The sequence below is a fragment of the Streptomyces sp. NPDC002018 genome, from assembly GCF_042890865.1.
Classification (GTDB): Bacteria; Actinomycetota; Actinomycetes; order Streptomycetales; family Streptomycetaceae; genus Streptomyces.
Map to the genome: position 1 here is coordinate 133,180 of NZ_JBIASO010000015.1, position 24,081 is coordinate 157,260.

The 24,081-nt window shown below is 70.9% G+C and carries 21 protein-coding genes; 12 read left to right on the forward strand and 9 right to left on the reverse strand.

From position 1 onward, the window contains the following. Positions 1-53 precede the first annotated feature (53 nt). Entirely contained in the window at positions 54-545 is a 492-nt protein-coding gene (locus ACFYYH_RS24395; protein WP_388554757.1) for an LURP-one-related/scramblase family protein, read from the forward strand. A 279-nt stretch (positions 546-824) separates the two neighbouring features. On the opposite strand, the gene ACFYYH_RS24400 is transcribed toward ACFYYH_RS24395, so the two are convergent. Beyond that, positions 825-1,691: a carbon-nitrogen family hydrolase gene (locus ACFYYH_RS24400; protein ID WP_388554760.1), complete on the reverse strand. Its 867-nt coding sequence runs from the start codon at positions 1,689-1,691 to the stop codon at positions 825-827. Positions 1,692-1,859: 168 nt separating this feature from the next. On the opposite strand from ACFYYH_RS24400, the gene ACFYYH_RS24405 reads away from it, so the two are divergent. After that, the gene (locus tag ACFYYH_RS24405) at positions 1,860-2,684 is read left to right on the forward strand and encodes a maleylpyruvate isomerase family mycothiol-dependent enzyme (protein WP_388554763.1); all 825 of its coding nucleotides are present in this window, start codon (positions 1,860-1,862) and stop codon (positions 2,682-2,684) included. 33 nt (positions 2,685-2,717) lie between these two features. Here ACFYYH_RS24405 and ACFYYH_RS24410 read toward each other — a convergent pair whose 3' ends face one another. Beyond that, on the reverse strand, positions 2,718-4,031 hold the full coding sequence (locus ACFYYH_RS24410) for a nitrate/nitrite transporter (protein WP_388554766.1): 1,314 nt from the start codon (positions 4,029-4,031) through the stop codon (positions 2,718-2,720). Further along, positions 4,028-4,690, reverse strand: coding sequence for a GntR family transcriptional regulator (locus ACFYYH_RS24415; protein ID WP_388554769.1), 663 nt, complete (start codon positions 4,688-4,690; stop codon positions 4,028-4,030). Before ACFYYH_RS24415 ends, ACFYYH_RS24410 begins: the two co-directional genes overlap by 4 nt. A gap of 109 nt (positions 4,691-4,799) precedes the next feature. Between ACFYYH_RS24415 and ACFYYH_RS24420 the strand changes: the two genes are divergently transcribed. The 3 genes from ACFYYH_RS24420 to ACFYYH_RS24430 all read left to right on the forward strand — a co-directional run bounded on the left by ACFYYH_RS24420 (position 4,800) and on the right by ACFYYH_RS24430 (position 7,702). Then, positions 4,800-6,113: an AAA family ATPase gene (locus ACFYYH_RS24420; RefSeq protein ID WP_388554771.1), complete on the forward strand. Its 1,314-nt coding sequence runs from the start codon at positions 4,800-4,802 to the stop codon at positions 6,111-6,113. Between the two features lie 4 nt (positions 6,114-6,117). Beyond that, on the forward strand, positions 6,118-6,591 hold the full coding sequence (locus tag ACFYYH_RS24425; protein WP_388554773.1) for a hypothetical protein: 474 nt from the start codon (positions 6,118-6,120) through the stop codon (positions 6,589-6,591). A 181-nt stretch (positions 6,592-6,772) separates the two neighbouring features. Beyond that, on the forward strand, positions 6,773-7,702 hold the full coding sequence (locus ACFYYH_RS24430; protein ID WP_388554775.1) for a D-alanyl-D-alanine carboxypeptidase family protein: 930 nt from the start codon (positions 6,773-6,775) through the stop codon (positions 7,700-7,702). A gap of 187 nt (positions 7,703-7,889) precedes the next feature. Here the strand turns inward: ACFYYH_RS24430 and ACFYYH_RS24435 are convergent, their stop codons facing one another. Next, positions 7,890-8,747 (reverse strand): oxidoreductase, encoded by an 858-nt coding sequence (locus tag ACFYYH_RS24435; protein ID WP_388554777.1) that lies wholly within the window; start codon positions 8,745-8,747, stop codon positions 7,890-7,892. Positions 8,748-9,127: 380 nt separating this feature from the next. Between ACFYYH_RS24435 and ACFYYH_RS24440 the strand changes: the two genes are divergently transcribed. Continuing rightward, positions 9,128-9,880, forward strand: coding sequence for an MBL fold metallo-hydrolase (locus tag ACFYYH_RS24440; protein ID WP_388554779.1), 753 nt, complete (start codon positions 9,128-9,130; stop codon positions 9,878-9,880). An 89-nt stretch (positions 9,881-9,969) separates the two neighbouring features. Here the strand turns inward: ACFYYH_RS24440 and ACFYYH_RS24445 are convergent, their stop codons facing one another. Then, positions 9,970-10,644, reverse strand: coding sequence for a TetR family transcriptional regulator (locus tag ACFYYH_RS24445; protein ID WP_388554889.1), 675 nt, complete (start codon positions 10,642-10,644; stop codon positions 9,970-9,972). A gap of 139 nt (positions 10,645-10,783) precedes the next feature. On the opposite strand from ACFYYH_RS24445, the gene ACFYYH_RS24450 reads away from it, so the two are divergent. Both ACFYYH_RS24450 and ACFYYH_RS24455 read left to right on the forward strand, forming a co-directional pair. After that, entirely contained in the window at positions 10,784-11,710 is a 927-nt protein-coding gene (locus ACFYYH_RS24450) for an SDR family oxidoreductase (RefSeq protein WP_388554781.1), read from the forward strand. Between the two features lie 357 nt (positions 11,711-12,067). After that, complete coding sequence (locus ACFYYH_RS24455; RefSeq protein ID WP_388554891.1) at positions 12,068-13,504, forward strand: MFS transporter; 1,437 nt, start codon at positions 12,068-12,070, stop codon at positions 13,502-13,504. 104 nt (positions 13,505-13,608) lie between these two features. On the opposite strand, the gene ACFYYH_RS24460 is transcribed toward ACFYYH_RS24455, so the two are convergent. Genes ACFYYH_RS24460 through pdhA form a run of 3 tightly spaced genes read right to left on the reverse strand, consistent with a single transcriptional unit; the run spans position 13,609 to position 17,371 of the window. Then, positions 13,609-15,132, reverse strand: a complete 1,524-nt coding sequence (locus ACFYYH_RS24460; protein ID WP_388554783.1) for a dihydrolipoamide acetyltransferase family protein — start codon at positions 15,130-15,132, stop codon at positions 13,609-13,611. A 14-nt stretch (positions 15,133-15,146) separates the two neighbouring features. Next, positions 15,147-16,127 (reverse strand): alpha-ketoacid dehydrogenase subunit beta, encoded by a 981-nt coding sequence (locus tag ACFYYH_RS24465; protein ID WP_388554784.1) that lies wholly within the window; start codon positions 16,125-16,127, stop codon positions 15,147-15,149. A gap of 2 nt (positions 16,128-16,129) precedes the next feature. Further along, positions 16,130-17,371, reverse strand: a complete 1,242-nt coding sequence (gene pdhA, locus ACFYYH_RS24470; protein ID WP_388554786.1) for a pyruvate dehydrogenase (acetyl-transferring) E1 component subunit alpha — start codon at positions 17,369-17,371, stop codon at positions 16,130-16,132. A gap of 324 nt (positions 17,372-17,695) precedes the next feature. On the opposite strand from pdhA, the gene ACFYYH_RS24475 reads away from it, so the two are divergent. The 3 genes from ACFYYH_RS24475 to ACFYYH_RS24485 all read left to right on the forward strand — a co-directional run bounded on the left by ACFYYH_RS24475 (position 17,696) and on the right by ACFYYH_RS24485 (position 20,214). Continuing rightward, positions 17,696-18,373: a response regulator gene (locus ACFYYH_RS24475; RefSeq protein ID WP_388554788.1), complete on the forward strand. Its 678-nt coding sequence runs from the start codon at positions 17,696-17,698 to the stop codon at positions 18,371-18,373. A gap of 218 nt (positions 18,374-18,591) precedes the next feature. After that, entirely contained in the window at positions 18,592-19,008 is a 417-nt protein-coding gene (locus tag ACFYYH_RS24480) for a pyridoxamine 5'-phosphate oxidase family protein (protein WP_388554791.1), read from the forward strand. A gap of 141 nt (positions 19,009-19,149) precedes the next feature. Next, on the forward strand, positions 19,150-20,214 hold the full coding sequence (locus ACFYYH_RS24485) for a phosphotransferase (RefSeq protein WP_388554794.1): 1,065 nt from the start codon (positions 19,150-19,152) through the stop codon (positions 20,212-20,214). A gap of 185 nt (positions 20,215-20,399) precedes the next feature. Here ACFYYH_RS24485 and ACFYYH_RS24490 read toward each other — a convergent pair whose 3' ends face one another. Next, positions 20,400-22,001, reverse strand: a complete 1,602-nt coding sequence (locus ACFYYH_RS24490) for a protein kinase (RefSeq protein WP_388554796.1) — start codon at positions 21,999-22,001, stop codon at positions 20,400-20,402. A 384-nt stretch (positions 22,002-22,385) separates the two neighbouring features. Here ACFYYH_RS24490 and ACFYYH_RS24495 point away from each other — a divergent pair, with 384 nt between their 5' ends. Further along, a complete protein-coding gene (locus tag ACFYYH_RS24495) occupies positions 22,386-24,080 on the forward strand; it encodes a protein kinase (protein ID WP_388554798.1) in 1,695 nt (564 codons plus the stop codon). The last annotated feature ends 1 nt before the right edge of the window (position 24,081 follow it).

The window sequence follows — 24,081 nt, forward strand, 5'->3', positions numbered from 1 at the left end:
TGCACCTCGGGCCCGGCGGCCATCCCCGGCGGAGTGCGGGGTACGCGTTCCCCATGAGATATCTCGTGCGCGACAAGATCTTCGCGATCGGCGACGACTACTGGATCGAGGACGAGAGCGGCCGGAAGGCCTTTCTCGTCGACGGCAAGGCGCTGCGGCTGCGCGACACGCTGGAGCTGAAGGATCCGTCCGGGCGGGTGCTGATCACGCTGCGCCAGAAGCTGGTGAGCCTGCGGGACACGATGACCGTCGAGCGGGACGACGAGACGCTGGCGACCGTCCGCAAGAAGCGGCTCTCGCTGCTGCGCAACCACTACCGGGTCGCGCTGGCCGACGGCAGCGAACTGGATGTGAGCGGCCGGATCCTGGACCGTGAGTTCGCGGTGGAGTACGACGGCGAACTGCTGGCCCACATCTCGCGCCGCTGGCTGCGGATCCGGGAGACCTACGGCGTGGACGTCGTACGGGAGGACTCGGACCACGCGCTGCTGATCGCGGTGGCGGTGTGCGTGATCCACATGGCGGACAAGGAACGCGACGGCTGACCGGGCGCGGCGCGGTCCGACGGGCGGGGCCCGACCGGGCGGGGCGCGGCGCGGGTCCGAGGCGGTGGTCCGCGCCCCGGCGGGGGCGCTGTCGGCCACCGGGCGGCCGGCCCGGCTCGTACGGCCCGGCTGTACCGCCCGGCTTGTACGGGCCGTACGCCGGAGCACGCGCCGCCCGCCCGGCGGACGCCTCGGCGCGGGTGCCTCCCGGCTCCCGCACCCGGGCACGGCCGGGGTACGGGAGCGGGGGAGCCGACGCCCCGGTGCGGGGCGGGTTCTTCAGCGGCGGGGCGGCGTCGTCAGGCCCAGGCGGCGGTCCTTCAGCGCGGGGAACTGTTCCCGTGTGGTCGCGACCCGCGCCGGATCGAGGTCGACCGTCAGGACCTCCTCGTCCGCGCCCGCCTCCGCCAGCACCTCGCCCCAGGGGTCCACGACGATGCTGTGCCCCGACTGTTCCACCCCGGCGTGGGTGCCGGCGGTGGCGCAGGCCAGGACGTACGACTGGTTCTCCACCGCGCGTGCCTGGGCCAGCAGCGTCCAGTGCGCGCGCCGTCGCGCCGGCCAGCCGGCCGGGATGACGAGCAGGCTCGCGCCCGCGTCGACCAGTCCCCGGAACAGTTCGGGAAAGCGCAGGTCGTAGCAGGTGGCCAGGCCGATCGTGGTGGTCCCGCCCCCGTCGGCGCCGCCGCCCTCGTCGGCGCCGCCGCCCCCGTCGCCGTCCGCGCCGCCGGAGAGCGACAGCGGGACCGTGACCAGTTCCTCGCCCGCGCCCATCATCGTCGCCTCGCCCTTGTCGAAGCCGAAGCGGTGGATCTTGCGGTACGTACCGACCAGTTCACCGGCGGGGGAGAGCACCAGCGAGGTGTTGTAGAGCGTGCCGTCGGAGTCGCGCTCCACGACGGATCCGGCGTGCAGCCAGACCCCCGCGTCACTCGCCGCCTTCGACATCACCTCGAAGGTGGGTCCGTCCACCGCCTCCGCCTCCTGCGCGAAGGACTCGTACGCGAAGGCCCCGACGGGCCAGAGTTCGGGAAGGACCACGAGGTCGGAGCCCCGCTGACCCCGCACCAGCGCGGCGGCGCGCTGTCTGCGCGAGTCGGCCGATTCGTACGGATCTACCGCGATCTGGATGAGTGAGGCGCGCACAGTACCACCGTCCTGGCATTCGAGCCGTCAACACGGGCCTACGATCGTCACACGAAAGCACTGCCGGGGTGCCATCGGGCAGCGTAACTTAGCTGCCGAACCTCCCACCGCAGCCCGCAGCCAGCCCAGCAAGCCAGCCCGCGTACCGCAGAACCGCCGAGGGGTCCCGTGACCGTCCATCCCAGCCTTCAAAACTACGCCGATGCCTGGACCCACTCCATCGAGGCCATAGTCGAGCTGGTGCAGCCGCTCGTCGAGGGCGAATGGAGTTGGCGCACGCCGTGTCCCGGCTGGTCCGTACGAGACATCGTCTCGCATGTCATCGGCATGGAGTGCGAGATGCTCGGGGACCCACGGCCGATCCACTCGCTGCCGCGCGATCTCTTCCATGTGCAGAGCGAGTTCGCCCGCTACATGGAGATGCAGGTCGATGTGCGGCGGCACCACACCGCGCCGGAGATGACCTCCGAGCTGGAGTACACGATCATCCGCCGCAACCGGCAGCTCAGGAACGAGACCCGGTCCCCCGACACCATGGTCCGGGCGCCCCTCGGCAAGGAACAGACGCTCGAAACGGCCATGCGGGGGCGGGCGTTCGACGTCTGGGTGCACGAGCAGGACCTGCGCACGACGCTCAACAAGCCCGGCAATCTCGACTCGCCCGGCGCCCTGGTCGCCCGTGACGCGCTGCTGGCCGCGCTGCCGAAGGTCGTCGCCAAGGACGCGGGCGCGCCCCCGAACTCGGCGGTCGTCATCGATGTGAGCGGTCCGGTGGAGTTCCTGCGTACGGTCCGGGTGAACGCGGACGGCCGGGGCTCGATCGACGGCTCGCCCTCGCTCGGCCCGCTGGTGACGCTGGCGATGGACTGGGAGACGTACTTCCGGCTGGCGTGCGGCCGGGTCCGGCCCGCGGCGGTCGCGGACCGGATCAAGATCGACGGCGATGACGAGCTGGCGTCGGCGATCCTGCGCGAGTTCGCGGTGACACGGTGACACGGTGACGGTGTCACCACCACCGGCCGGCGCTCACGCCGGTACGTGCACGGCCTCCACCCGGCTCGCCACCAGTCGCTCCCGCTCCCGCCGGGCCGTACGCGCCCGCAGCCGCAGGATCTGTACGACGCCGAGCGTTTCGAGGACGAAGACGGACGAGAACGCGATCCGGTAGTTCCCGCCGGTCGCGTCCAGCAGGACGCCGACCGCGAAGAGCGTCGTCATCGAGGCAACGAAACCGCCCATGTTGACGATTCCGGAGGCCGTGCCCTGACGCTCCGGCGGGTTCGCGGGCCGGGCGAAGTCGAAGCCGATCATCGACGCGGGCCCGCAGGCTCCGAGGACCGCGCAGAGCGTGATCAGCAGGGCGGTCGGGGCGTGGTCGCCCGGATACGCGATCGTCAGGGCCCAGAGCAGCGCCGTCGCCCCGACCGTCCCCAGGGCCAGCGGGGCCCTGGCCCGGTGGTGGCGGGCGATGACCTGCCCGTACACCAGGCCCACGGCCATGTTGGAGAGGACGACGAGGGTGAGCAGTTCGCCCGCGGCGGCCCGGGACAGGCCCTGTGCCTCGACCAGGAACGGCATGCCCCACAGCAGCAGGAACATCATGGCCGGGAACTGCGTGGTGAAGTGCACCCACAGCCCCAGCCGGGTGCCGGGCTCGCGCCAGGACTCGGCGATCTGCTTCCGTACGTAGGCGGTGCCGGCGTGTTCGGCGGGCGGCGGCTCATGGCCGTCCGGGTGGTCCTTGAGGAAGAGCAGTAGCAGGACGAGGACGAGCACACCGGCGAGCGCGCTGCCCGCGAACGTGGTGGTCCAGCCGAGGCCGTGCAGGGTGCGGGAGATGAGCAGGGTGGAGACGAGATTGCCCGCCATCCCGAAGAGCGCGGCGACCTGTCCGATCATCGGCCCGCGACGGGCCGGGAACCAGCGGGTGCCGAGGCGCAGCACGCTGATGAACGTCATCGCGTCACCGCAGCCGAGCAGCGCGCGGGCGGCGAGGGCCGTGCCGTAGGAGGGGGCGAGCGCGAAGCCGAGCTGTCCGACGGTGAACAGCACCACGCCGATGGTCAGCACCTTCTTGGTGCCGAGCCGGTCGACCATCAGGCCGACGGGTATCTGCATGCCCGCGTACACCAGGAGCTGGAGTATGGAGAACGTCGACAGCGCGGAGGCGTTGACATGGAAGCGGTCGGCGGCGTCGAGGCCGGCCACGCCCAGGCTGGTACGGAAGATGACGGCGACGAAGTAGACGGCGACACCGATGCCCCAGACCCAGGCGGCGCGGCGGCCGCCGGGCGGGTCGCCCGGGAGCGTGACGCCGGGGGAGCCGGCGGGAGCGCTCACCGTGCCTCACCCCTGACCAGCACCTTGACCCGGTTGATGTGACGGCGCAGACAGGCGGCGGCGCCGTCGGCGTCCCCGGTCCTGATGGCGTCGAGCATGTCCGCGTGTTCGGTGATGTTCTTGGCGATACGGTCGGGGTGCGCCTCCATGACGGCGACGCCCATCCGCAACTGCCGGTCCCTGAGCTGGTCGTAGAGCCGGGACAGGATCTGGTTCCCCGCGTGGCGCACGATCTCGGCGTGGAAGCAGCGGTCGGTCGCGGCGACGGCGGCGAGATCCCCCTCCACGGCGCGCCGGCGCTGCTCGTCGAGCAGTTCCTCCAGCCGCTCGATCAGCCGCGGCGAGGCCGGCACGGCCTTCCGTACGGCGAACTCCTCGACCAGCAGCCGGGTCTCGACGACATCGGCGATCTCCTGCGCGGAGACCGCGAGCACGAGGGCGCCCTTCTTGGGATAGAGCTTGATCAGCCCCTCGACCTCCAGCTTGAGGAGCGCTTCCCGCACGGGCGTCCGGGACACCCCGACGGCCTCGGCCAGCTCCCCTTCCGTGAGCAGGGTGCCGCCTTCGTAACGGCGGTCGAGCACGGCTTCCTTGATATGGCTGTAGACGCGGTCTGCGGCAGGCGGTTGCTTCACGGGAGCGGCAGCGGCGGAAGGCATGCGCACAGCTTAGATACAACAAGAATGCACGGGTATCCGCGTCCGGGATACGGACAGGAAGGAAGCGGGAACGACGACCCGCCCTCCGCCCTGCGCTACGTTGTGGAGCGTGACCGGCCACGCAATCGAAGAGGTACGTCTCACCGCGTTCAAGAGCTTCGACCACGCGGTTCTCCCCCTGGCCCCGCTGACGGCGCTGATCGGGCGCAACAGCAGTGGCAAGTCCAACGCCTTGGACGGTCTGGAAGTCCTCTCCCGGCTCGCTCGCGGAGACGACATCAGTGAGGCGGTCGAGAGCCGCCGCAGCGCCTCGGGCCCGGTACGGGGCGGGCTGACCGGGTGCGTGCCGCACGGCTCGGAGCGGTTCTCGCTCGGTTGCACGGTCAGCACCGAATACGGTCCCGTGAAACTCGATGTGACCATTCAGGTGGAACCTGACGTAGGAATCGTCGAGGAACGTCTGACCGGCCCGACGGGCAGCAGGGGCCAAAAGCCCCTGCTGGTGAGCGGCGAGCCCAGTCCCGGCCTCGGAGAGATCAACGTCTCCTGGTACAACGGCCGCCCGGGGCGCAATCCACGGGCGCTCTTCCGCAACACCCGACTGCTCACCTCACAGGCGCCCCTGCGGATCGTGGGGGACACCGAGGGCGAGATCGACACCCTGTTCGCGGCGGACGCCGTACTCACCGCCCTCACCGGCTCGTTCCACCTTGATCCTGTCCCGCATCTGATGCGCCAGTACGTACCGGCACGCGACATACACCTCCGGCGCACGGCGGAGAATCTCTCGGCCGCCATCGGCGGCATCCAGCGGAACGACCCACGGCTCTTCGATCATCTTGTCGAGCTGCTGCGCGGCCTGGCCGACCACGACATCGACCGGCTCGCGGTCACCAAATCGGAGCTCGGCGACGTGATGCTCGCCCTCGACGAGGGTCGGCTGGGACTGACACCCGCCCGCGAGATGAGCGACGGGATGCTCCGCTTCCTCGCCGTTGCCACAGCACTGCTCACGGGAGACAAAGGCCTTGACCTGGGCCGCGCGAACGTCCGCCTGCCGGAGCACTCGCTGATGCTGGTCATCGAGGAGCTGGAGAACGGCCTTCATCCCTCACAGGCGTCGCAGGTCCTCAAGCTCGTCCGCGAGGCAGCCGCCGAGAACAGCACCCAAGTCCTGGTCACCACGCACAGCCCGGCCCTGCTCTCCGCGCTGAGCGGCGACGACCACGAGGGTGTGATCGTCTGCTCGCGCGACCGCGGGACCGGTGCGAGCAGACTGATCCGTCTCACCGAGCTGGACGGCTACGCCACGGCCATGAGCGCCGGACCCCTGGGCGATGTGGTCGCCAACAACCGTCTGATGGAGGGACGTCCGAAAAGGCGGGACTACTCGGAGTTCGACCGTCTGCTCGGAATCGGGTGAGGCAGTGGCTCGTGGGGTGGAGTTCGTCGACACATCGATCCTGTGCAACCTGCTGGAGATCCCGGGGAAGTCCCAGGACCGCGCAAAGGTGATCACGGAGCTGAAGCGCAAGCGGGAGCTCCAGGAAGCCGATCTGCTGCTGCCGGTCACCGCGATCATCGAAACGGGAAACCACGTCGCCCAGCTCTCGGACGGCCACTTCCGACGGCTGTGCGCGGAACGTCTCGCCGGGGTGCTGGTCACCGTGATCGAGGGGACCGCCCCCTGGGCCCTCAACGAGGTCGAATGGAACGCGGCCCATCTGCGTGCGCTGGTGGACGGCGGCAGCACCGGCACCACTCTGGTCGAGCACGCCTGTAACAGGCTCGGCTGCGGCGATCTGAACATCCTGGTCGAACGTGACCGCTATCTGGCGCGGACCTCCGGGGTGACCGCGACCATCTGGACACTGGACGGGCTGCTCGCGTCCTACACCTGAGGTCGTCATCACCCCACGCATCGCACAAGGAACAGGCCCGCCGCACGGCGCCTCCTGGCGAAATCATCACCACCACGTGCATCCATTCGGGACGGTCGTGAGTCTCATCACGGGACTCTCCTCCAACCAAGTCCCGTTTTGCCGCATTTCAACGCATTCGCGGAATCGGAGCGTTTCTTTGATGTCCAGTCTCCCGGGCGCGCGCAGAGCCGCTGTGGTCAGCCTCACCGCCGGCGCGCTGCTGTCCGTCTCCTTCCTGGCCACGCCCGCGCAGGCGGCCGCCGCCCCGGCCATCGGCGGCAAGGGCGGGTTCGTGCTCAACAACGCGACCGGCGCCACGGTCTACGGCAAGGCCGCCGACACCCGGCGCCAGATGGCGAGTACGACGAAGATCATGACGGCCGCGGTGGTGCTCAGCACCAAGGGTGTGGACCTCAACCGCAAGGTGACCGTCAAGCAGGGCTACCGCGACTACGTCGCCAAGCAGGGCGCCAGCACGGCGGATCTGCGTACGGGCGACAAGCTGACGGTCCGTCAGCTCCTGTACGGCACGATGCTGCCCTCCGGCTGCGACGCCGCGTACGCGCTCGCCGACACCTTCGGCAGCGGCTCGACCGCCGCCGCCCGCACCAAGTCCTTCATCGCGAAGATGAACGCGAAGGCCACCGAACTCAAGCTGAAGAACACCAAGTTCGACTCCTTCGACGGCATCTCGCCCAGCGGGAAGAACTACACCACCCCGCGCGACCTGGCGAAGATCGCCCAGTACGCGATGAAGAACGCGAACTTCCGCGCGGTCGTCAAGGCCACCTCGTACAAGAGCACGGCGCCGACCAGCAAGGGCGGCAAGCGCACCTACACCTGGTACAACACGAACAAGCTGCTCGGCTCCTACAAGGGCGCCATCGGCATCAAGACCGGTACCGGCACCGCCGCGGGGCCCTGCCTGGTCTTCGCCGCCACCCGCGGCAGCAAGACCCTCGTCGGGGTCGTGCTGAACGGCGCGGACCGCTACAAGGACGCGGCGAAGCTGCTCGACTACGGCTTCGGCTCGTCGACGGCGAAGACGATGAAGCTGCGCACGCTCCCGGCGGACGCGCAGCGCGACTGATCTCCTACGGCCGAGGGCCGGGGCAAGGGCCGAGGGCGGCTGCCGCGCACACGCGGCGGCCGCCCTTCTCGCGGCCTCGTGGCGGCCCTCGCGTGGCGGCCCTTGCATGGCGGCCCTTGCATGGCGGCCCCTGCGTCGGCCGGCCTCCTCGCGGCGTGGTCACCCCTCGCGGCGTGGTCACCGCCGGTCATCGCGCCGCGGTCCTCGCGGCCGGCGGGAAGTCGGTGCCACGGACGAGGTCCTCCTGTGCGCGAAGGCCCGCGAGGACGGTCTCCAGATGGCCGGTGACCGCGTCGTACCCGGCGCTTCCGAGCACGAGCCGGTGGGGCGGCGGATCCTGGTCCATGGCCGTGAGCACGGCCCGTACGCCACGGACGGGGTCACCCGGCTGTTCGCCGTCCCGCGCGACCATCGCCGCGCGAACGGCCTCCAGCATCGGACGGTAGTCCTCGATCGTCTCCCGGACGGGCTCGTCGGCGAAGCCGGCGTAGGCGCGGGTACGGAACGCCCCCGGCTCCACCGCCAGCACCCTGATGCCCAGCGGCGCCACCTCCTGGCGCAGGACCTCCGTCATTCCCTCGATCGCGTACTTGGCCGCGCTGTAGTAGCCGAACCCGGTCACTCCGACCAGCCCGGCGACCGAGGACATGTTGATGATCCAGCCGTCGCGCCGGGCACGCATACCCGGCAGCACAGCACGGGTGACCGCCAGGACGGCGAAGAAGTTCAGCTCGAAGAGCCTCCTGACGGCGTCGTCGTCCATGCCCTCGACCGATCCGTACCAGCCGCGTCCGGCGTTGTTGACCAGGACGTCGATGCCGCCGAACCGGGCCTCGGCGGCGGACACGGCCTCCTGGATCTGGCCGGCGTCGGTGACGTCCAGGGGAAGAATCAGCACCCTGTCGCCGTGCGGCGCGGCCCACTCCCGCAGCTCTTCGGGCCTGCGCGCGGTGAGCACGACGCGATCGCCGTCCTCCAGCGCGGCATCGGCGTAGGCCATGCCGAACCCGCCGGGGGTGCCTCCGGTGATGAACCACGTTTTCATAGCCTCTGCCTCTGTCCTTGATCCAAGAGACGGGGAGTCCCGCCGAAAGAGCCGGCTCTGCCGGTCCCGGTCGATCCCGGTCCGGCCTCATCGGTTCCCGGTCGAACCCGGTCGGTCCCGGTCGGTCCCGGTCGATCGTGGGCCCTCCGGTAGGGGGAGAGTCCAGTTCCCGCGCGAAGCATGGGCACGCGGCCGGCACCGGGACCGCCGTCGGCCCGCCCCCGCGGACGGAGCCCCACGGAGCGGGGGTCACACCCCCCCGGCGAGCCGGGGCGCCGCGTCGCTCGGTTAGATTGCTCCCCGCCGGGGTCCCACGGAGACGGCCGCGGCAGCCGGTCCCGTACGGGCCGGTCCTGGATGCTCGGGAGATGGGGCGTGCCATGCGAGAGAACACGCTCGTTCAGGTGACGGACGGCGTCCATCTGGTCCACGGCAGCAACACGAACTGGATCGTGCTCAGCGAAGGGGACGCGGTCACGCTCGTCGACTGCGGGTACCCGGGCGACCGCGCGCTCCTGCTGGAGTCGCTGGCGGAGCTCGGTCACGCTCCCGAGGCGATCACCGCGATTCTCGTCACGCACGCGCACAACGACCACATCGGGTCGGCCGAACACCTCAACCGCTCCTACGGCACGCCCGTCTATCTGCACGAGGCCGAAGTCCCCCACGCCCGCCGCGAGTTCCTGCACCAGGTCGGCGTCGGCACCGTACTGCGCAACGGCTGGCGCCCCGGTGTCCTGCCGTGGGCCGTGCACGCCATCCGCTCCGGCGGCACCGCGGACTCGCGCGTCACGGACCCCCGGCCGTTCCCGGTCACGGACGGTCCGCTCGACCTCCCGGGGCGACCGGTGCCCGTCCACACCCCCGGCCACACCGCGGGACACTGCGCCTACGCCCTGCCGGGGACCGGGATCGTGATCTCCGGAGACGCCCTCGTCAGCGGCCATCCGACCTCACGCGTCAAGGGAGCACAACTGCTCCCCGCCATGTTCGACACGGACCGCCGCCGTGCGCTCGCCACGCTCGACATCCTGGAGAAGACCTCCGGCGACACGCTGCTCCCCGGCCACGGCCCGCTCCACCGCGGCTCCGTCGAAGAGGCCGCCCGCCGGGCCCGCGACCTGGCCTCCTGAGGGGCTGGGCAGCGCGCCCGGCTCGTCCGTACGACGTACTCACGGCCGTACGACGTACATACGCCGGGCCGCCGCCCCGCGCCGGCGCGTCAGCGTGCGGCCCGTACCAGCAGGCCCGTGAGCAGCACCTCGAACATCTCGCGCAGCGTCGCGGTGAAGTCGAGCCGCAGGACCGCCAGCGAAGGATCCGCCTCGTACGCGGCCACCATCGCGGCCGAGGGCTGCGCGTGAATCCATACCGCGGCGGTCGTCAGCATGACGGCGCCCCCGAACCGCACCGCGTCGGGCTCGCCCAGCTCGGGCAGCCGGGCGCGCAGCAGGCCGACCAGGACGCCGATGTTCGCGATGGCCGCGCGCTTGTGCTCCGCGGCGATCCTCGGGGAGACATTGCGTTCGAGCACCGCGGCCTGCGCGCCGAGCAGGTCGCAGAGGACGGGACGGTCAGCCAGTGAGGCCGCGAGCACTGCGGCGATCCGGTCGCCGCGCTCGTCCCGTGGGGCGTCGGCGTCGACCGAGGCGGGAAGCACCTCGCCGAGCCGCTCCAGCCACTCCCGCCACGCGGCGTCGAGCAGTTCGAGCAGCACGGCCTCGCGGGACTCGAAATAGCGCAGCACATTGGACTTGGCCAGACCGACGCGTCGGCTCAGTTCGTTGAGGCTCACCTGTGCCACGGGCATCTCGGTCAGCATCGCGGCCGCGGTGTCCAGGATCGCCTGTCTGCGCACCGCGCGCTGCTCGTCACTGCGGGCGCGCTGGAAGGGCATGGTCATGCCCTCACTCTACAGACCCCCGGTCTGTTGTTATCGGACCATCGGTCTGATAGCTTCGCCAACAACAGACCGCCGGTCTGCTAGTCCCTGTCCGGCCGGACAGGGCCCAGGAACGCCGACCTGAGGAGCCCCCATGTACACCGTCCCCGACCTGACCGGAAAGCTGGCCGTCGTCACCGGGGCCAACAGCGGCACCGGCAAAGAAGCCACGCGCCGTCTCGCGGCCGCCGGGGCGCGGGTCGTGATGGCCGTGCGTACCGTCGCCAAGGGCGAGCGGGCACGCGCCGAGATCCTGGCCGAGCACCCGCGCGCCCAGCTCGACGTACGCCGGATCGATCTGGCCGAGCTGGCCTCGGTGCGGGAGTTCGCCGACGGGCTCCTCGCCGACGGCACATCGCTCGACCTGCTGGTCAACAACGCCGGGGTGATGGCACCGCCCACCCGGATGACCACGGCCGACGGATTCGAACTCCAGATGGGCAGCAACTATCTCGGTCCCTTCGCCCTGACCGTCCGGCTCCTGCCGCTGCTGCTCGCCGCCCCGGCGCCGCGCGTGGCCACCATGAGCAGCGGTACGGCCAACTACGGCCGGATCCACTTCGACGACCTCCAGTGGGAGCGCCGCCGCTACAGCCCGAACCTCTCCTACGCCCAGTCGAAGCTGGCCGATCTGATGCTGACCCAGCGGCTCGCCGTGATCGCTGCCGAGCACGGCTGGCCGCTGCTGAGCACCGGCGCGCACCCCGGCTACACCCGGACCAACCTCCAGACGGCGGGCGCGAGCCTCGGCGGGGGCAAGCGCCGGTGGTCGCTGCTGACCTCCCTCGACGTCCTGCCGTCGCAGGCGCCCGAACAGGGGACGGAGCCGCTGCTGTACGCCGCGACCAGCCCCGACGCCGTCGCGGGCGGCTACTACGGTCCGGGCGGGCGGTTCGGTCTGGTCGGCCCCACGGCCACCGCGCGGACGACCCGCAGGGCGCTCGACGCCGCGGCCAACGCCCGGCTGTGGGCCGAGTCCGAACGGCTCACCGGCGTCTCCCTGTCCACGTCCGTCGCCTGACCGGGCGGCGCGGGCGTGTCAGTCCGGGCGGCCGAGCACACGGCCGTACGCTGAGGCGGCGACCCGGCCGGCCTCGGGCGTCGCACCACGAGGACGGCACGGCGCACCACGAGGACGACGGGACGGCACAGCGGCCGGTGCCCGGGTCCGACCGGATTCGCGGCCCTCACCCCCTCGGCCCCGGAGGCGTCCTTGCGGTTCAGCCCACGCCGGTTCAGCCACTCGCGGTCCCGCCGCTCACGGTCCGGTCCTTCGAAATCCGGTCCTTCGAAATCCGGTTCTTCGCGGTCCGGTTCTTCACGGTCCGGTTCTTCGCGGTCCGGTCCGCCCTCGCCGCCTCTGTTCGGCCGGGTCCCGCTGGCCGGGCGCTATCCCGCCGCCGTCGCCCTCTCGCTGCTCGCGCTCAGCCCCTATCTGATCCTCACCACGGCCACGCTCCTGCTGGAGCCGCGGCTCATGCGGGAGCTGGGGGCGACACGGTTCGAACTCCAGCTCACCAGCGGTATGTCCAACGCGGCGTACGCGTTCGGCGCGGTGGCCGCCGCAGATCTCGTCCAGCGGGTGGCACGCCGTCATCTCTACCTCCTCTGCGAAGCCGGTTTCGTGGTGAGTTCCGTGCTCGCGCTCAGCGCGCCCGGGATCGGGCTGTTCATGACCGGGGTGATCCTCCAGGGGCTGTGCACGGGGATGCTGCTGGTCTCGGCGCTGCCCCCGCTGGTCACGGGACACCCCCTCGGACGGCTGCCGACGACCGCCGCGGTCGTCAGCCTCGGGCTGTTCGGGATGGTGGCCTTCGGGCCGCTGGTGGGCGGGCTGGTCGGCAGCCTCGGGGGCTGGCGGCTCCTGTTCGCGGGCATCGCCGCGCTGGCGGCGATCGGGCTGACCGTCGGTGCCCTGGCGTTCGAGAGCAACGACCCGCCGGACCGCCGGGCGCGCTTCGACTGGCTGGCCATTCCGCTGGCGTTCGGCACGACCGTGCTGCCGTTCTTCGGTGTCTCCTGGCTGACCCGCGGCTCGTTCAGCGATCCCGCGTTCTATCTGCCGGTCGTCCTCGGACTGCTCTCCGGCGTGTTTCTGGTGGGGGGTCAGTACAAGAAGGCCCGTCCGCTGATGCCCGTACGGCCCATCAGCAACACGCTGCCGGTGGTCGGAACCGTCAACGCGATGCTCGTGGGGGCGTGCTTCACCACCCTGCTGGAGCTGACCGAGACCTATCTGACCAGCGAGGCGCGCTATTCGCCGCTGCGCATCGGCGTGCTCGTCACCCCCCAGATCGTCGGCGTGTTCATCGCGGCCGTGCTGTTCCGCCGGCTGCTGGCGACCCGCTGGACCCAGTATCTGGCGCTGTCGGGCACCGTCAGCGTCGCCGTCGGCGCCGCCGTCCTGCTGACCGCGTCCACGGCGAACGCGTCGGTGATCGTCCCCGTCGCCGCGTTCTTCCTGGGGTACGGGGCGGGCGCGGGGGTCACCCCCGGACTGTTCCTGGCCGGTTTCTCCGTCCCCTCGGCCCAGATCGGCCCGACCTTCGCCCTGGTGGAACTGCTCCGTTCCGAGGCGGCGTTCCTCGTCGGGCCCGTCCTGCTGCACATCGCCCTGACCACCGGTCTCGCCCAGGGCTTCCATCTCACCGTGGCGATCACCCTCGCGATCACCGTGATCGGCGGGCTGCTCCTGGTCGTCCTCTACCTCCTGGGCGGCGCCCGCCCCCAGCCGCCCGACCTCGAATCCTGGCTGTCCGGACGCTCGACGGCCTATCACTCCCCCGCCCTGGCCGCCGCCCTCCGCAAACCCTGACCACCCCGCCCGCCCCCACGCCCCGGCGCCCCCACGACACCCCGGCCCCGGACCCGTGGGGCGGGTTCCGGGGCCGGGGTGGTGGTGCGGAGGGGGGGCCGGGGTCAGGACCAGGTGATCAGGCGCTTGGGCTGTTCCAGGACCGCCGCCGTGTCGGCGAGGACCTTGGAGCCCAGTTCGCCGTCGACCAGACGGTGGTCGAAGGAGAGCGCCAGGGTGGTGACCTGACGGGGCTTGACCTTCCCCTTGTGGACCCAGGGCTGGAGCTTGATCGCGCCGACCGCGAGGATCGCGGACTCGCCCGGGTTGAGGATGGGCGTGCCCGTGTCGACGCCGAAGACGCCGACATTGGTGATGGTCACCGTGCCGCCCTGCATGGCCGTCGGGGTCGTCCTGCCCTCACGGGCCGTGGAGACCAGTTCGCCCAGCGCGGCGGCCAGTTGGGGCAGCGTCTTGTCGTGCGCGTCCTTGATGTTCGGCACGATCAGCCCGCGCGGGGTGGCGGCCGCGATCCCCAGGTTCACATAGTGCTTGACCACGATCTCCTGGGCGGCCTCGTCCCACGCGGCGTTGACCTCGGGGTTGCGCTTGATGGCGACCAGCAGCGCCTTGGCGATCAGGAGCAGCGGATTGACCCGCAGGCCCGCCATGTCCTTGTCGGACTTCAGCTCCTCGACCAGCTTCATCGTGCGGGTCACGTCGACGGTGACGAACTCCGTGACATGCGGCGCGGTGAACGCGCTGCCCACCATGGCCGCCGCCGTGGCCTTCCGTACACCCTTGATGGGGATACGGGTCTCCCGGCCGGGGCCGGCCTGCGCCGCCGACGCCGCCGGAAGCGGCACGCGCACCTGCTCACGCGTCTGCTCCGGCGCCGCGGCGGGCGCCGCCACGGCGTCGGCGGCCGGGGCCGCCACGGGCGCGATCGCCGCGTACACGTCCTCGCGGGTGATGATCCCGCCCTGGCCCGACGGGGTGACCGCCGCCAGATCCACCCCGAGGTCCCTGGCGAGCTTGCGCACGGGCGGCTTGGCCAGCGGCCGGGTGCCGGCGGGCGCGCCCGCGACCGGCGCGGCCCGCCCGTTCAGCTCGGCCTGGATCGCGGCGGCGGCGGACAACGCACCGGCCGCCGCACCGCCCGTGCTCGCCGCCGTCGCCTGCCCGGGTACGGAGGCACCCCGGCGCGGGCGGCGCTTCGTGGACGCCTCGGCCACTCCGTAGCCCACCAGCACCGGCTGACGGCCCGTCGGCGCGTCGGCGGCCGGTTTCCCGGCGGCCGGTCCGGCGGGCACGGCGGGCGCGGGTGCCGCAGAGGGCGCCGCGGCGGGCGCCGCCGGCGCGGGTTCGCCGCTCCCCGGCGCCACGTCCACCGTGATGATGGACACGCCGACATCGACCGTCGTGCCCTCCTCGAAGCGCAGCTCGTGCACCACCCCGTCGTAGGGGATGGGCAGTTCGACGGCCGCCTTCGCCGTCTCGACCTCGCAGACCACCTGTCCGTCGGTCACCGCGTCGCCCGGCTGTACGTACCACTTGAGGATCTCGGCCTCGGTCAGGCCCTCGCCCACATCGGGCATCCTGAACTCGCGGTAGCGAGTGGAGGAGCCGGTGGAAGTATCAGCAGTCATGGTCACGGCACTCCTCAGTACGCGAGCGAGCGGTCGACGGCGTCGAGCACCCGGTCAAGGCCCGGGAGGTACTCGTCCTCCAGCCGGGCCGGCGGATACGGCGAGTGGTAGCCGCCGACCCGCAGCACCGGTGCCTCAAGATGGTAGAAGCACCGCTCCGTGACCCGGGCGGCGATCTCCGCGCCCGAGCCGTAGAAGACCGGTGCCTCGTGCACCACGACCAGCCGGCGCGTCTTCTCCACCGACGTCTGGATCGTGTCGAAGTCGACGGGGGACATCGAGCGGAGATCGAGGATTTCCAGCGACTTGCCCTCCTCCTCGGCCGCCGCGGCGGCTTCGAGGCAGACCTTCACCATCGGCCCGTACGCGACAAGGGTGAGATCCGAGCCCTCCCGCGCCACCCGCGCCTTGTGCAGCGGGCCCGGGATGGCCTCGGTGTTGACCTCGCTCTTGTCCCAGTAGCGCCGCTTCGGCTCGAAGAAGATCACCGGATCGTCGCTCTGGATGGCCTGCTGCATCATCCAGTACGCGTCCGACGCCGTGGACGGCGAGACGATCTTCAGACCCGCCACATGCGCGAACAGCGCCTCGGGGGACTCGCTGTGGTGCTCGACCGCGCCGATGCCGCCCCCGTACGGGATACGGATCACCACGGGCAGCTTGATCTTGCCGAGCGCGCGGGCGTGCATCTTCGCGAGCTGGGTGACGATCTGGTCGTAGGCCGGGAAGACGAAGCCGTCGAACTGGATCTCCACCACCGGGCGGTAACCGCGCAGCGCCAGACCGATGGCCGTGCCGACGATGCCCGACTCGGCGAGCGGGGTGTCGATGACCCGGCCCTCGCCGAAGTCCTTCTGGAGCCCGTCCGTGACCCGGAAGACACCGCCGAGCTTGCCGACGTCCTCGCCCATGATCAGGACCTTGGGGTCCGTGTCGAGGGCCTTGCGGAGCGACTCGTTGATCGCCTTGGCGATCGGGAGCTTCTGTACGGTCATGATCAGCGATCCCCCTCGTGGGCACCCGCGCCCGTGCCCGCGGCACCCGCGGCGGCGACGGCGGCATCGGCGGCGGGGTCCGCGTCCACGAACGACGCCTGGTAGGCGGCGAACTGGGCGCGCTCCTCGTCGACGAGCGCGTGCCCGTCCGCGTAGACATGGTCGAAGATCGCCATGGGGTCCGGGTCGGGCATCGCCCGTACCACTTCCCGTACCCGCTTTCCGAGCGTTTCGCTCTCCTCGTCCAGGGCCGTGAAGAACGCCTCGTCCGCCAGGCCCTCCCGCTCCAGGCAGCGGCGCAGCCGCAGGATCGGGTCCTTCGCCTCCCACGCCTCGCGCTCCTCGTCCGCCCGGTACTTGGTCGGGTCGTCGGAGGTGGTGTGCGCGCCCATCCGGTACGTGAACGCCTCGACCAGCGTGGGGCCCTCGCCCCGGCGGGCCCGCTCCAGCGCGGAGCGGGTCACGGCCAGACAGGCCAGTACGTCATTGCCGTCGACCCGGACGCCCGGGAAGCCGTAGCCCTGCGCGCGCTGGTAGAGCGGCACCCGGGTCTGCTTCTCGGTCGGCTCGGAGATCGCCCACTGGTTGTTCTGGCAGAAGAACACGACCGGCGCGTTGTAGACCGCGGAGAAGGTGAACGACTCGGCGACATCGCCCTGGCTGGAGGCGCCGTCCCCGAAGTACGCGATCACGGCGGAGTCCGCGCCGTCCTTGGCGACGCCCATGGCGTAGCCCGTGGCGTGCAGCGTCTGCGAGCCGATCACGATCGTGTAGAGATGGAAGTTGTTGCTGTTGGGGTCCCAGCCGCCGTGGTTCACACCGCGGAACATGCCCAGCAGATTGGTGGGGTCGACCCCCCGGCACCAGGCGACACCGTGCTCACGGTAGGTCGGGAAGACATAGTCGTCGTCGCGCAGCGCGCGGCCCGAACCGATCTGCGCGGCCTCCTGGCCCAGCAGCGACGCCCACAGTCCCAGCTCGCCCTGGCGCTGGAGCGCCGTGGCCTCGGCGTCGAAGCGGCGGGTCAGGACCATGTCCCGGTACAGCCCGCGCAGCTCCTCCGGGGTGATGTCGATCCGGTAGTCCGGGTGCTCGACGCGCTCGCCCTCGGGGGTGAGCAGCTGTACGAGCGGGGGCTCGGAACTCTGTGGCTGCGGTGTCCTCTTCGCGCTGGCGCGCTTGGTACCGGTGCTGGTACCGCTACTGCGTCGCGGTTTGCGCGCGGCAGTGCTCTCCACGGTCACGTGCGTGCTCCTCCGTCTGTCCGGCCCCCGGGATCCGCCGGGAACCAGTGCGGCTCGCCTGGACCCGCCGCGCGCACGGGGTGGGTGCGACGCGGTCGGGACAGGCGTGACAGGTGCCCCGGCGAGCGCTCTGTCACAGGCACGTTACCCAGTGGGCCGCATTACTGCGAAACCCCATCTGACCTGCAATTTTGCTTGGATTTCCAAGTAAATCGACAAAGTCTGGAACAACCACTGGTCACAGCCTTGCAGGCCGCCGGAACAACGGCACGTTATCCCGCTGATCTGCGGCAGGGAAGGGGTGAGTGTGTGAGACTGAATTCTGTGCATCAAGATGGAAAAATTACAGTATTCCTGGTTGATGACCATGAAGTCGTTCGTCGGGGGGTCCACGAACTTCTGTCCGTCGAGGACGACATCGAGGTCGTGGGGGAAGCCGGTACCGCCGCGGACGCGACCGCCAGGATCCCGGCGACCCGCCCCGATGTGGCCGTGCTGGACGTGCGGCTGCCGGACGGCAGCGGTGTGGAGGTCTGCCGCGAGATCCGCTCACGCGACGAGAGCATCAAATGTCTGATGCTGACCTCCTTCGCCGACGACGAGGCGCTCTTCGACGCGATCATGGCGGGCGCCTCGGGCTATGTGCTCAAGGCGATCCGCGGCAATGAGCTGCTGGCCGCGGTACGGGACGTGGCGGCGGGGCGCTCGCTGCTCGACCCGGTGGCCACGGCCCGGGTGCTGGAGCGGCTGCGCAGCGGCACGGGCCCCAAGGGCGACGACAAGCTGGCCTCGCTCACCGACCAGGAGCGCAGGATCCTGGATCTGATCGGCGAGGGGATGACCAACCGCGCGATCGGTGAGCGGCTCCATCTCGCGGAGAAGACGATAAAGAACTATGTCTCCAGCCTGCTCTCCAAGCTGGGGATGGAGCGGCGTTCCCAGGCGGCGGCGTATGTGGCGCGCCTCCAGGCCGGCAAGGGCCTCCAGACCGGGAAGGACTGATCCTCCCGGGATCCCCTCCGGGTCCCCTGGTCCCCTACGGGTCCCCTCGGGGTCCGCTCGGGGTCTCCTCCAGGTCCGCCCGGGGTCCGCTCGATAGCGAGGGCCACCCGGGCCCATCCCCTACCGCGTCGGTCCCCCGCTCAATCGGGACCAACGTCCCTCGGTTGAGGGGCCGCGTCCTCTGTTGACGAGGTAGTTCCGTGACGGAGAGTGGACCTATGTCCACCGAGGAAATCCGTGCCATGGAATTGCTCACCCGCGTGTCGTACGGACGCGTCGCGACGAGCATGCGGGCCATGCCGTTCGTGGCACCCGCACGCCATGTGGTGGCGGACGGCTCGGTGCTGCTGCGTATGCACGCCGGTCACGGCTACCACCGGGCCTGCGGCGGCGGGGTAGTGGCGTACGGCGCGGACAACTTCGGCAGCGAGGAGACCGACCTGTGGTCCGTGCAGTTCACCGGTACGGCCGAGATCATCCAGCCGACCGCTCCTGAGCTGGAACTGTTCGGCCGAGGGCCGCACCGGGTGGACGGAGAACCGTTCGAGCCGGTGTATATGCGGCTTGTACCGCAGTTTGTCACTGTACATACGCTCGACTACTCCCGAGAGCGACAGAGCCAACACGCTGCGTGATCTAACATCTGACAAGTGCCGCGCTCATATGAAATCGCTGCGCCTGCTGCGACCGTTGTCATCCCTCAGCCCGTTGCCGCTCGTGCCAGCCAGGTAAGCCCTGTCCTCCCGCCCAGAAGCCCTGTCCTCCCGCCCAGCCCCGTGATCCCCGCCGCCCGCGCGGGCCGTGCCGCTCCCCCCGGCGCCACCGCTCCCCCCGTCCGTACGCTGCTCCGCCACTACCGGGACGCGGGCGAGCCGCTGTCCTGCGAACCCGTCGCCCAAGGGTTGCTCAACCACGGCTACCGGGTCTTCACCACGCGCGGCTCCTACTTCCTCAAGCACCATCTCGACGGCGACCACCAGGCCATCGCCCGTCAGCACCGCGCCACCCAGCGGCTCCAGACCCTCGGCGTACCCGTCGCACCGCCCGTCGAGAACGAGGACGGCGACACCGTCTCGGTCATCAAGGGCCGCTGTTACGCGCTGCACCCCTGGATCGACGGGCGCCATCGCGACGGAGCCCAGCTCACGGCCGTCCAGTCACGGCACCTCGGCGGGCTCCTCGGCCGGGTGCACACCTGTCTGGAGCGGGTGATGGAGCCGGATCCCGCGCCGCCCGCGTACGACAGCCTCACGTACACCGGCCTCCACGACAGCCCGGACCCCTCCGACACCTTCGCGCTGATCGACGAGCTGCTGACGCTGGCCCGTGGCCGCAGCGCCCGGGACACCTTCGACGCCCTCGCCGAACACCGGCTGCTGGAACGCCGTGACCTGCTGGAACGCCATGCCCACCGGCGCCCGCCGCCGGGCGCGGAGCCGGCCACGGGCTGGGTGCACGGCGACTTCCATCCGCTGAATCTGCTCTACCGGGGAGGGGAGCCGGCCGCGATCGTCGACTGGGACCGGCTCGCCGTGCAGCCCCGGGCCGAGGAGGCCGTACGGGCCGCGGCGATCTTCTTCGTACGGCCGACGGGTGAGCTGGAGCTGACGAAGGTGCGGGCGTACGCGCGCGCCTACCGCCGCGCCGCCGGAGCCGCCGCCTCCGAACTGGCCGCGGCCGTCCACCGGGTGTGGTGGGAGCGGCTCAACGACTTCTGGGTGCTGCGCTGGCGCTACCAGTTGGACGACCGGAGGGCCGACCCGCTGTTCGCGGCGGTGTCGGCCCTCGCGGTGTGGTGGACCCGGGAGTACGAGGCGGTCAGCGAGGCCTTCGCGGAGTGATCCCCGCCGGGTGATCCGTCAAAGTGATTCCTTCGGAGTGATCCCCGCCGGGTGGTCCCCTCGGGGTGATCCTCACCGAGTGATCCCCCCGGCGTGATCCTCGCGGAATCCTCGGGGAGGGCCCGTGCGAAGGGGGCCCGGGTCATGGACCAGGGCCCCCTGAAGAGCGATCGGCGGAGAAGTGATCAGCCGCCGGTGGTGACGCCGAGCGAACCGCCGCTCTCGGCACCGCTGTCGGTACCGCCGGGCCCGCCGCCGCCCGGCGTCCCGCCGGTCGGCCCCTCGTCGTCGCCCTCCGGCGGCGTCGGGGTCGGGTCGGTCGACGGTTCGCCGGTGGTCCCGCCGTCGGTCGTACCGCCGCCGCCGTCCGTCGTACCCGTATCGCTGCTGGACGGGGTCTCCGTCGGCTCCTCGGACCGGCTCGCGCTCTCGGTCGGCTCCTCGCTCGGCGGCCAGTCGGACCCACCGCCGCCGCCCGAGGAGTCGTCCGTCTCCTCGGTCTCGCTCGGCTCGTCCGACGGCGTCGGGCCCTCGTCGCTCGGCGTCTCCTGGGTCGGGCTGACCGTCGGCTTGTTGGACGTGTCGCCGTTGGACTTGTCGCTGATGCCGTTGATCGCATACGCCACGCCCGCCACGACCGCGACCACCGCGAGCGCGACGAAGAGCCACATCTTGCCCCGGCCGCCCCCGCCCTGATGGCCGCCGTCGTACCCGCCGTCGTGCGGATTCATCGGCGGCAGGATCGGGCTCTGCGAGGTGTCGCCGTGCGGCGGGTGCCCCATCGCCGTCGTGGCCGCCAGGCCCATCGCCGGGGTGTTGCCGCCGAGGTGCGCGTCGAACGTGCCCGTGTTCCAGGTGCCGGTGTGGCTGCCCTGCTGCTGGAGCATCTGGAGGCCGTACTGGACCAGTCCGCGCATCTCCTCCGCGCTCTGGAACCGGTCGTCGGGCTCCTTCGCGAGCGAGCGCATCACCAGGCCGTCCAGCTCCGGCGGCGCCACGTCCGAGACCTCGGAGGGCGGCACCGGGATGTCCTGGACATGCTGGTACACCACGGAGAGCGGAGTCTCGCCGGTGAACGGGGGCCGCAGCGCGAGGAGTTCGTAGAGCAGACACCCCGTGGCGTACAGGTCGCTGCGGTGGTCGACGGCCTTGCCGAGTGCCTGCTCGGGGGAGAGGTACTGCGGCGTGCCCATGACCATGCCGGTCTGGGTCATCGTCGACTGCGCGCCGTGCAGGGCGCGCGCGATGCCGAAGTCCATCACCTTCACCGCGCCGGCGTCGGTGATGATCACATTGGCGGGCTTGATGTCGCGGTGCACGATGCCGTGCTGATGCGAGTAGGCGAGCGCCTCCAGCACACCGGAGACGATGATCAGCGCCTGCTCGGGCGGCGGGGCCTCGGCGTTGACCAGCAGATCACGGATGGTGCGGCCCTCGACCAGCTCCATCACGATGTACGGCACGGTCTGCCCGTTGACCGTGTCCTCGCCGGAGTCGTACACCGCCACCACCGCGTGGTGGTTCAGCCCGGCGACCGACTGTGCCTCCCGGGTGAACCGGGCCTTGGAGACCGGGTCCTCCGCGAGATCGGCGCGGAGCAGCTTGACGGCCACGGTGCGCCCGAGCCGTACGTCCTCCGCCGCGAACACCTCGGCCATGCCGCCACGGCCGAGACGGTGGGTCATCCGGTAGCGGCCGTCGCCGACCAGCCCTCCGACCAGGCTGCCATCGCCCCAGGAGTCCGCGGCGTCCGACACTCCGCCGCCTGCTTCGGGTTCGGGTGCCATCAGTCCTCGCCGTCGTTTCTGTCCGCTTCACGACCGCGCGCGCGGTCCGCGGTATGCCTGTGTTTCTCAGGGGTGGGTGTGGGGTGTTCGTCTTCGGGATTGGCTATGCCACATCACGCTACAGCCTCCGTATGACACGCCGGTCCACGGTGGACGGGCCATGAAACCCGGACACCCGATACCCACGCAAATTCCATGCTTGTTCCATGCTTTTCCTGTAACGCTTCCGAGACGCTTGCTGTGCGTACGGTCACGGAACGGGCACCCGGCTTGACGTGTCACTGCCCTCGGGCAGACTTGGCGCGTAATAACGGAATCACCACGTGAGCACCATCGCGTCCAGAACTGCGGACCGCGTCTGCGCGCCGAGGGGGAAGCACAGTCATGAGCCAGCACGGCGCACAGGGCCGCTATGCGGGCGGTTCGGTCGCGGGCGGCCGGTACCAGCTTCGCGACCTGCTCGGCGAAGGCGGGATGGCGTCCGTATATCTGGCGTACGACACCGCGCTGGACCGGCAGGTCGCCATCAAGACGCTCCACTCGGAGCTGGGCCGCGAGCAGTCCTTCCGTGAGCGCTTCCGCCGCGAGGCCCAGGCCGTCGCCAAGCTGTCGCACCCCAATATCGTCTCGGTCTTCGACACGGGCGAGGACACCATCCGGGAGAGCGGCTCCACGACGGGGTCCGGCGCGCTGATGCCGTACATCGTCATGGAGTACGTCGAGGGGCACCCGCTCGGCTCCGTGCTCCAGCGGGACATCGCCCAGCACGGCGCGATGCCGGCCGACAAGGCGCTCAAGGTGACGGGCGATGTGCTGGCCGCGCTGGAGACCAGCCATGAGATGGGCCTGGTCCACCGGGACATCAAGCCGGGCAACGTCATGATGACCAAGCGCGGCGTCGTCAAGGTGATGGACTTCGGCATCGCGCGCGCCATGCAGTCGGGCGTCACCTCGATGACCCAGACCGGCATGGTCGTCGGCACGCCGCAGTACCTCTCGCCCGAACAGGCGCTGGGGCGCCCCGTGGACGCCCGCTCCGATCTGTACTCGGTCGGCATCATGCTCTTCCAGCTTCTGACCGGCCGGCTGCCGTTCGACGCGGATTCGCCGCTGGCGATCGCGTACGCGCATGTGCAGGAGGAGCCGGTCGCCCCGTCGACCATCAACCGCTCGGTCACGCCCGCCATGGACGCGCTGGTCGCGCGGGCCCTCAAGAAGAACCCGAACGAGCGCTTCCCCAGCGCGGCCGCGATGGCGGACGAGTGCGCGCGCGTCCTGACCGCCGGACAGACGGGCGCTCCGGCGATCGTGCCGGGTGCTCGGGGCAACAGCGGTTCGGGCGTGGGCTCGGCGGTCTTCCCGCCGGTGGACCAGTCGGGGCAGGCCCCGCCGCCGCAGGGTGTGCGGACGCCGTACAGCCCGGGTTCCTACGGTCCGCCGGCCCCCACCCCGCCGCCGCCCGGCCCCGGTTACGGCTATCCGCAGCCGGCCCCGTCGTACCAGGGTTCCCAGCAGCCGATGGCGCCGACCCCGCCGCCGTACACGATGTCGCCGCAGCCCCAGACCGCCCCCGGCGGACGGGGCGGCCACGGTGCGCACGGCGGCCATGGGAGCGGGCACAGCGGTGGCCGTCCCGGCGGCAGACGGAACATACCCGTCATCGCGGGAGCGGTCGTGGTCGCGCTGCTGGCCGTCGGCGGTCTGATAACGGCGATCACCCTCAACGGCGGTAACGGGGGCGACGGCGGTACGGCGGACCCGGGCACCAGTGGCACCGCCGAGGGCTACCGCGATCCGGAGCGCAACCGCACGATCGACGCCTCGGAGTGCACGGACGCCGCGGAGGACGGGCTGGACCCGTCGAAGGTGACCGCCCCCGACCTGCGCTACAAGGACATCCTCTCCGTGAAGGACTGCCTCCGCGAGGCCGGCTGGTCATGGGCTCCGGTGAAGGCCAGGAACGACGGGTCCTGGGCCGCGGACACCGTGATCGACCAGTACCCGCGGCCGGGGGCCGCCGTGCCGCCCGAGGGCCAGGAGTTCGAACTGACGATCTCGACGGGCCGCGCGGAGCAGTAGC